This is a genomic window from Plesiocystis pacifica SIR-1, from assembly GCF_000170895.1.
GTDB lineage: Bacteria > Myxococcota_A > Polyangia > Nannocystales > Nannocystaceae > Plesiocystis > Plesiocystis pacifica.
This window is the reverse complement of the sequence record NZ_ABCS01000019.1, coordinates 121,183-129,368: the sequence shown is the minus strand read 5'-3', so window position 1 is coordinate 129,368 and position 8,186 is coordinate 121,183. Positions and strand designations below refer to the sequence as shown.

The 8,186-nt window shown below is 70.8% G+C and carries 5 protein-coding genes; 2 read left to right on the top strand and 3 right to left on the bottom strand.

All coding sequences use genetic code 11. The annotated features are described in order from the left end of the window. Nucleotides 1–11: 11 nt before the first annotated feature. Nucleotides 12–1,232, bottom strand: a complete 1,221-nt coding sequence (locus tag PPSIR1_RS42550; RefSeq protein WP_006971435.1) for a S1 family peptidase — start codon at nucleotides 1,230–1,232, stop codon at nucleotides 12–14. A gap of 216 nt (nucleotides 1,233–1,448) precedes the next feature. On the opposite strand from PPSIR1_RS42550, the gene PPSIR1_RS12515 reads away from it, so the two are divergent. Further along, complete coding sequence (locus tag PPSIR1_RS12515) at nucleotides 1,449–3,137, top strand: DUF2330 domain-containing protein (RefSeq protein ID WP_053335353.1); 1,689 nt, start codon at nucleotides 1,449–1,451, stop codon at nucleotides 3,135–3,137. A 5-nt stretch (nucleotides 3,138–3,142) separates the two neighbouring features. Here PPSIR1_RS12515 and PPSIR1_RS12510 read toward each other — a convergent pair whose 3' ends face one another. Then, complete coding sequence (locus PPSIR1_RS12510) at nucleotides 3,143–4,828, bottom strand: tetratricopeptide repeat protein (RefSeq protein WP_006971433.1); 1,686 nt, start codon at nucleotides 4,826–4,828, stop codon at nucleotides 3,143–3,145. Nucleotides 4,829–4,976: 148 nt separating this feature from the next. Here PPSIR1_RS12510 and PPSIR1_RS12505 point away from each other — a divergent pair, with 148 nt between their 5' ends. Then, entirely contained in the window at nucleotides 4,977–5,552 is a 576-nt protein-coding gene (locus PPSIR1_RS12505) for an FKBP-type peptidyl-prolyl cis-trans isomerase (protein WP_006971432.1), read from the top strand. Nucleotides 5,553–5,597: 45 nt separating this feature from the next. On the opposite strand, the gene PPSIR1_RS12500 is transcribed toward PPSIR1_RS12505, so the two are convergent. Next, nucleotides 5,598–8,108, bottom strand: coding sequence for a GcvT family protein (locus tag PPSIR1_RS12500; protein WP_006971431.1), 2,511 nt, complete (start codon nucleotides 8,106–8,108; stop codon nucleotides 5,598–5,600). Between the last annotated feature and the right edge of the window lie 78 nt (nucleotides 8,109–8,186).

Below are 8,186 nucleotides of genomic sequence, written 5' to 3'. Positions count from 1 at the left end.
CCCCGCCCAGTTCAGCTCCGGCGCCGTCGCCAGACCAAGCCCAGACCGAGCAGGCCCAAGCCCAGCCCGGTCGAACCCGAGCCGCCCGCGTCGGCGCTCGAGCAGCTGCAGCCCTCCTCGCCGAGGTCTCCGTCCGCGCCACCGCCGTCGCCCGCGGTCTCGCCCTCGTCGGCAGCGGTGTCCCCGTCTCCGCCGACCTCGTCGTCGCCCGAGTCCTCGCCGGACTCTCCGCCCGACTCGCCGCCCGACTCCTCCTCGCCGCCGGTCGACTCCTCCTCGCCGCCGCCGGACTCCTCCTCACCGCCGCCGGTCGTCTCCTCCTCGCCGCCGCCGGTCGTCTCCTCCTCGCCGCCGCCGGTGTCCTCCTCACCGCCGCCGCCACCGTAGGGCTCCCCGCAGGTCCCGATGAGCCCGGTGACGTCCGTGGCCGAGCAGCCCGAGTTCCAGGCCCCGCCCGCGGTCCCGGGCTCGTAGGGCGCCTCCGCGCAGTCGGGGCCGGGGTTCCAGGTCCCGTCGGCGTCGGTGCAGGGCGTGATGTCGAGGCCGATCTGCCCCTCGAACCACTCCATGCCGACGTGCATCATCTCGTAGATGCCCCCGGTCCCGCAGGCGCCTCCGCCCGAGGTGATGCCGAACACCCGCCAGGAGCCGTCGTCGAGCTGGATGTAGACGGGCCCGCCGGAGTCGCCCTGGCACGAGTCGAGGCCGTTGCCGCCGATGTAGGCCTCGCCGCCGTAGAGGTCCGTGACCGTGGTCGTGACCTCGCGCTTGGGGCCCCAGCCGAGGTTGTCGTCGGCCTCGCCGAAGCCGACGATGGTGACCTCGCTGCCGACCTGGAGCTGGTCGACCTCGCAGCCCATCAGCGGCGGGACGATGGGGATGTCGGTGACGGGCTGGGCGAGGCGGCACCAGGCCAGGTCGTTGCCCGGGTTTTGCCAGTTGGGGTGGGCGCCGCACTGGGTGGTCTGGACCGTGCGCGCGGGCTGGTTGAAGTCCTCGCCGAAGGTGACCACGTTGGGCGCCCCGCCGCCGAGGGCGATGCAGTGGCCGGCGAACAGCACCACCTCGGGGTGGACCAGGGTCCCCGTGCAGCCGTCGAGGGACACGGTCGTCGGCCAGCCGCAGTCGTTGACGGTCTCGCCGCCATAGATCTCGGTCTCACCGGGCAAGCCAGCCCCAGGCGCGACTTCGTCCATGGGGCTGGGCTCGTAGGCGCGCGCCGAGGTGGACACTAGACACAAGCCGAGGCCGATGCCGAGGACGGAGCAGACGATGCCAGTGCGAAGCGGGGGGGAGACGAGGGGGGAAGGCATGCACGCTCGTGTCGTGGCCGGCGGGTTTCCGTCACCTCGAGTTCACGCCACGTTGCGCTCGGAGGGGAGCTCGCAAACTCGGCAGCTTCAGCAACCCCCGCAAAAGTGCGCCCGAGCGTATGATTGCCCCTCGCCATGTCTCGCCCCCGCCTTTGCTCCACGCGTCCCCGCCTCGCCGCCCTGTGCTCCGCGATCGCCCTCGCTCTGAGTGTCAGCGCGGCGGCGACCCTGTCCCTCGTACCCAGCCAGGCCGCCGCCTTTTGTGGCTTCTACGTCGCCGGCGCGGACGCGGAGCTCTACAACAACGCGACCATGGTCGTGCTCATGCGCGACGGCACGCGAACGGTGCTGTCCATGGCCAACAACTACGAGGGCCCGCCCGAGGACTTCGCCATGGTCGTCCCCGTGCCCGTGGTCCTCGACGAGGACGACGTCCGGGTGCTGCCCGCCGACGTGTTCGACCGCGTCGACAAGCTGGCCGCGCCGCGCCTGGTCGAGTACTGGGAGCAAGACCCCTGCAACCCCTACTGGGGCTACCCCGAGCCCGACACGGTCGAGGACGCCATGGAGATGGCGCCCGCGGGCGGAGGCCGGGAGCCCAAGGACCTCGGGGTGACCATCGAGGCCGAGTTCGAGGTCGGCGAGTACCAGGTCGTGATCCTCTCGGCCAAGGAGTCCACGGGCCTCGACACCTGGCTGCGCCAGGAGCAGTACAACATCCCCGCGGGAGCCCAGCCCCTGCTCGAACCCTACGTCGCCAGCGGGAGCAAGTTCTTCGTCGCCAAGGTCGACAGCGAAAAGGTCACCTTCGACGCCAACGGCCAGGCCGAGCTCTCGCCCCTGCGCTTTCACTACGACTCCCAGGACTTCGCCCTGCCCGTGCGCCTGGGCCTGATCAACGCCCAGGGCCCCCAGGACCTGCTCGTGCACATCCTCGCCCGCGGGGTCCGCTACGAGACCGCCAACTACGACAACGTCGCGATCCCCACCAACCTCGACGTCAAGAATGAAGTCCGCGAGCGCTTCGGCAGCTTCTACGCCTCCCTCTTCGACCACACCCTGGCCAACAACCCCAAGGCCGTGGTCACCGAGTACGCCTGGGCCGCGGGCAGCTGCGACCCCTGCCCCGAGCCGCCCCTGAGCCTCGAGGAGCTCGTGACCCTCGGCGCCGACGCGCTCCCGACCTACCAGGACGCCTTCGACAAGCAGCGCGTGCCCTCGGACTGGCAGTGGAGCGTGCCCAACGAGTTCGTGCTCACCCGACTGCACGCGCGCTACGACGCGAGCTCCCTGGGCGAGGACCTGGTGTTCCAGGCCGCGCCGGCGATCGTCGGCGGGCGCGAGCACCTGGTCCAGGACGGGCAGCTCGAGCGCGGGGCCGTCGAGGAGCCCGGCGGGTACAACAACTTCCAGGCCCGCTACATCATCCGCCACGAGTGGGAGGGGCCCATCGAGTGCGAGGAGCCGCAGCGCGGGATCTGGGGCGGGCCGCCCGAGAACCGCGAAGGCAGCGCGCCGCCGGCCGTCGCCCAGGACCTGGCCTTCGTGCCCCGGGACGCGACCCTGGCCGAGTTCGTGACCGAGTCCGCCGCCGAGCGCATCGAGGCCGACGTCGGCCCCCTGCCCGCCGGGCCCATCGCCGCGCCCAAGCCCGAGCCCAAGGGCGGCCTCAAAGGTGGCAAGCGCGGCGGTCCGTCGACGGGCGGTGACGAGGGCGGCTGCGCCCACTGCTCCGTCGACGACGGGGCCGGCCGCTGGGGCACCGCAGGCCTCGGTCTGCTCGGGCTCCTCGGCCTCGCCGGCCTGATCCGCCGCCGTCGCTGAGACCTCTAAGCTCCCAGCATCTTCGTGGCCTCTGGCCGGTGCTCCCCCGTGGGGAAGCGCTCGACGTAGCGCGAGAGCACGCGCCGGGCCTCGTCGCCCCCGCGCTGCTTGGCGAGGCCGCTGGTGGCCTCCCAGTAGTTGTGCTCGAGGTAGCTGCGGGTCACCTGGGGGTCGAGCATCGCCTGCTCGTAGGCGTGCAGGGCCGCCTCGAAGTCGCGGGCGAGGTCCTCGCTCGCGCCCATGTCCGCGCGGTGCAGGTAGCTGTCGCCGATCCCTTGCCAGGCCTCGGAGGCCTCCGCGGGGTGGCGCTGCGCGAGCTCTCGGTAGGCGGCGATCGACTCGTCAAACAAGGACACGTGCTGAAAGCCCAGCGCCGCGCGCGACAAGGCCTTGACCGTGCCGGCCTCCTGGGCCGCCCGCCAGGCCTCGTGAGCCTCGCGCTTCATGTCGTCGAGGGACTTGGACTCGACCTCGGCCATGATCGCCGCGATCTCGGGGCTGATCGCGATCATCTGATCCGCGGGGACCTCGGGGAAGAAGGCGCTGAGATCGATGGTCCCGATGTGCTCGGCGACGTGGGCGAGCACGGCCCGGGGGTCCGCCGCCAGCAGGGCGTCGAGGGGGTGCTGCCACCCGTAGATCGCCCGCAGCAGGATCGTCCGGCCCTCGTGGGCCGCGAGCATCGTGTGGGCCCACTCGCGCTGGCGCAGATCCTCCCCGTCGGCCTTGGTCCCGCGCAGGCCCGTGGTCGCCATCAGCGTGAACGCCGTGAACTGCCCGAGCTCCCAGCAGACGACGCGCAGAGCCGAGCGCTTGGGCAGCACGACCCCGCCGACGCCGATCAGCGCTCCGGCCAGGAGCCCGACCGCCGACTTCATCGTGGCCGCGGCGACGCTCTCCTCGACCACGAACTCGAAGCCCCAGCCGCCCTGGGGGTCGGTCCAGGCCTGGGTCGGTCGGCCGAACAGGCGCGGCAGCAGGCCCGCGAAGTCACCGCGATGCAGCGGGCTGAGCCACGAGCCGCCGTGGGAGCCGCGGCCGAGGGCGGCGGTCTTTTGCAAGAGCATCGCCCGCCACGCGAGATCGCGGCCGCGCGCGAGCCCGTCCTCGCCGGCCCGCGCGAACAAGGACGCGAGCCCGAGCAGCGAGGTCACCCGCCCGTCGACCGCCTGGCCGTCGTAGATGTGGTTGATCCCCAAGGGGTCCCCCGAGCTCGGCGCGCACAGGGGGCGACGGACACCGACGCGCTCGCGGTCCGGGATCGAGGAGGTCATCGCGGTGAGCAACGCGGCGATCTGCGGGGCCGCCTCGAGCTCGAAGGTCTGGCTGCCGCGGGTGGCGAGGACCTCGACCTTGGCGATCAAGCGCCCGCTCGTGCGCGCGCCGACGATGTCCGCGAGAGGAATCGCCAGGCACGGATCGCCGCCGATGATCCGGCGATCCGTGATCAACATGCCCGAAAAGCGCCGGGCCTTGATCGAGTCGTTGAGCAGGCCCATGACCTTGGTGCCCGCTTGCAGGTACTGGCTCTCGTCGACCACCGCCAACAGCTCCTCGCCGTCGAGGTGCGCGAGCCCGAGCCCGTGCTCGAGGGCCGCGGTGAACAAGATCCCCGGCTCGATCTTCCCCGGGAACCGAACGCTCTCGTGGGAGAGGTGATCGTAGACGAGGCGGCGCAGCTGCTCGGTCACCGCGCGAGGGTACACCCGCCCAACGCAGCCGTGACCCTCGGCGTCAGCGCCTGCCCTCGCTGCGGAAAGACGAACCCCGCCATTGACCATTCGCCATTCGCCATTCGCCATTCGCCGACCCTCCCTGGCGAACTGCTAGACTCGGACCATGGGAGCACGCGCGCCGCTGTTCTTGGGCACGCTGATGCTCGCCGCCTGCGTGACGCAGAGCCCTGGCGAAGGTCCCGAAACCACAAAGCCCGAGGCTCCCGAGGCCGCCTCACACGAGCCCACGGTCTGGCTCGAGGCGGAGCACTTCGACGCCGCCGAGCCCGAGCCCGAGCCCCCGCCGAGGAACTCGCCCATCCCAGCCGGCTTCGAGGGCGAGGCGCTCCAGGTCAACGTCGACGCCGACGGGCTCGAGCGCAGCGACTACGCCCTCGGCGAAGGACCCGAGGCCGCCGCGGGCTCCAAGCTGCGCCTGCACTACGAGGGCGTCCTGCCCGACGGCACCGTGTTCGACTCGACCCACGAGCGCGACCGGCCCTTCGAGTTCGAGCTCGGCCAGGGGCGAGTGATCGAAGGCTTCGAGCGCGGCTTGGTCGGCGTGCGGGTCGGCATGCGGCGCAAGCTGGTGATCCCGCCGCAGCTCGGCTACGGCGAGCGCAAGACCGGCTCGATCCCCCCGAACTCGACGCTGATCTTCTACATCGAGGTCGTCAACGTCGAGTCGCTCAATCCATGACGAGCCGCCCCCAGCTCCCAGACGCCCGCGGGGGCATGACGGCACTCAGGCCTTGATGCGCGCCATCTTTGGGTCGTACATCGGCGCGAGGGAGGCCTTCGCCGGGTAGCGCTCGTTCCCGATCAGCACCTCCCAGGTCCCGCCCGCGACGTAGTCCGCGTCCACCGGCGAGCCGTCGCCAGACTCGATCATCGCCAGGCCCACGGCCCCGCCCAGGGTGTGCCCATAGCTCGCCGCCCGGATGTAGCCCACGCACGCGCCGTCGCGGTAGACGAGCTCGGCGTGGAACAGCATCGGCTCCGGATCTGTCAGCAGGATCTGCACGAGCTGCTTGGCCAGGGGCCCCGCGGCCTTTTGCGCCGCGACGGCGTCCCGGCCGATGAAGCCGCCCTTTTTCTTGAGCCGCACCGCAAAACCCAGCCCCGCCTCGAGCACCGTGTCGGTGTTGTCGATGTCGTGGCCGTAGTCGCGGTAGGCCTTCTCCATGCGCAGGCTCGCCAGGGCCTTGAGCCCGGCGTGGACCAGGCCAAACTGCGCGCCCGCGGCGACGATGCGCTCGTAGACGTGCATGGCCTGCTCCGTCGGGATGTAGAGCTCGTAGCCGAGCTCGCCCAGGTAGGTGATGCGCGTGCAGATCACCGTGGCGAAGCCGATCGCCAGCTCGCGCACGCCCCGGAAGGGGAAGGCCTCCTTGGACATGTCGGCGTCGGTGATCGCCTGCATGAGCGCCCGCGAGCGCGGGCCCTGGACGTTGAGCTGGGCGTAGCCCGAGCTCACGTCCGACACGAACACGTGGGCGTCGGCCGGGAAGTTGCGCACCATCCAGGTCTCGGCGTGGCGGTGGGCCGTGTCCGAGGCGATGACCAGGTAGCGCTCGGGGCCGAGCTTGGTCACGGTCAGGTCCGCCTGGAGCTTGCCGGCCTCGTCGAGCCACTGCGTATAGGTGATGCGCCCGACCTTGCCGTCGACGCGGTTGGCCGAGACCCGCTCCAGGCACGCCCCGGCGTCGCGGCCCTGGACCATGAACTTGGCCATGAAGCTCATGTCCATGACGATCACGCCCTCGCGGCAGGCTTTGTGCTCGGCGGCCCAGCGATCGAACCACCGCGGCTTGCCCCACGACAGCGGCCCCGGGTCGGGCTCGACGCCTGGGCCCGCGTACCAGTCGGCGCCCTCCCACCCGCTGACGTCACGAAAGTAGGCGCCCTGGGCCTTCAGGGCCTCGTAAAAAGGCGAGCGCTTGGCCCCGCGCGCGGTCTGCATCGAGCGCATGGGGTAGTGGCACTGGTAGACCATGCCCAGGCTCTCGACGGTGCGCGTGGCTCGGTACTCCGGCGTGCACTGGTAGGGCTGGAGGCGGTCGACGTTCATCGCCGTGATGTCCACGTCGGCGCGCCCGGTCAAGATCCAGTGGGCGAGCACCCGGCCCAGACCACCGCCGGTCAAAATTCCGATGGAGTTCAGGCCCGCGGCGACGAAGTAATTTTTGACCTCGGGCGCCTCGCCGACGATGGGCGAGAGATCCGGAGTGAAGCTCTCGGGCCCGCAAAAGAACAGCTTGACCCCGGTGTCGTAGGCGATCGGCACCCGGCTCATGGCCTTCTCGAGGTAGGGCCCCATGCGATCCCAGTCCGGCGAGAGCGTGCCAAAGGAGAAGTCCTGGGGGATGCCCTCGACCTTCCACGGGGCGCACACCGGCTCGAACAGGCCGATCATCAGGCCCCCGCCCTCCTCGCGGTAGTAGCCGTAGCAGCCCGGGTCTTCGATCACCGGCCAGTCCGCGCCCAGCTCCGGGATGGCCTCGGTGATCAGGTAGTAGTGCTCGGCCGCCTGCAGCGGCACGCTGATGCCCGAGCTCCCGGCGAGCTGGCGCGCCCACATGCCCGTGCAGTTGACGACGACCTCGGCCTCGATGTGCCCGCGCTCTTCCTGCCCGCCCACGGTGCGCACGTAGTCGACCCCGGTGACCTTGCTGCCGCGCAGCTCGAGGGTCCGCGCCTGGGTCACGCCGGTGACCCGAACTTCTTCGAAGATCGTCGCGCCCTGGAGCCGCGCGCCCTTGGCCAGGGCCTGGGTGACGTCCACGGGGTTCACCCGACCGTCGCCCTCGACGTAAAAGCCCGCGAGCACGTCCTCGACCTCGGCGAGGGGGAACATCTCCTTGACCTTGGCGGGGCCGATCTCCTCGACGTCGACGCCGCAGTGGCGGTTGAAGGCCGAGACCCGGCGGTACTCCTCGAGGCGATCGGCGTCGCTGGCGAGCTCGATGAAGCCGACCGGAGCGAAGCCCGTGGCCTGACCCGTCTCCGCCTCCAGGCGCGCGTAGAGATCGCGCGTGTATTTGCGCATCTCCATGGAGGTCTCCGACGTGGAGCCAAAGCAGACCATCAAGCCCGCCGCGTGCCAGGTGGTCCCGGAGGTCAGCTTGTCGCGCTCGAGCAGGACCACGTCGGTCTCGCCCATGTGGGCGAGGTGGTAAGCGACGGAGCAGCCAATGACGCCGCCGCCGATGACGACGACGCGGGCGCGATCAGGCAGACGCGAGGGGGCGGGCATGGAGCGGAGCTTACTGCTTTGGGGCCTGGATCTGCGCCGCCCATCAGACACGAAGTGTCATGAATTGCGGCGAATTCG

Coding starts and splice junctions, on each gene's coding strand:
- PPSIR1_RS12505 (WP_006971432.1), top strand. CDS start 4,977: ATGGGAGCACGCGCGCCGCTGTTCTTGGGCACGCTGATGCTCGCCGCC.
- PPSIR1_RS12515 (WP_053335353.1), top strand. CDS start 1,449: ATGTCTCGCCCCCGCCTTTGCTCCACGCGTCCCCGCCTCGCCGCCCTG.
- PPSIR1_RS12500 (WP_006971431.1), bottom strand. CDS start 8,108: ATGCCCGCCCCCTCGCGTCTGCCTGATCGCGCCCGCGTCGTCGTCATC.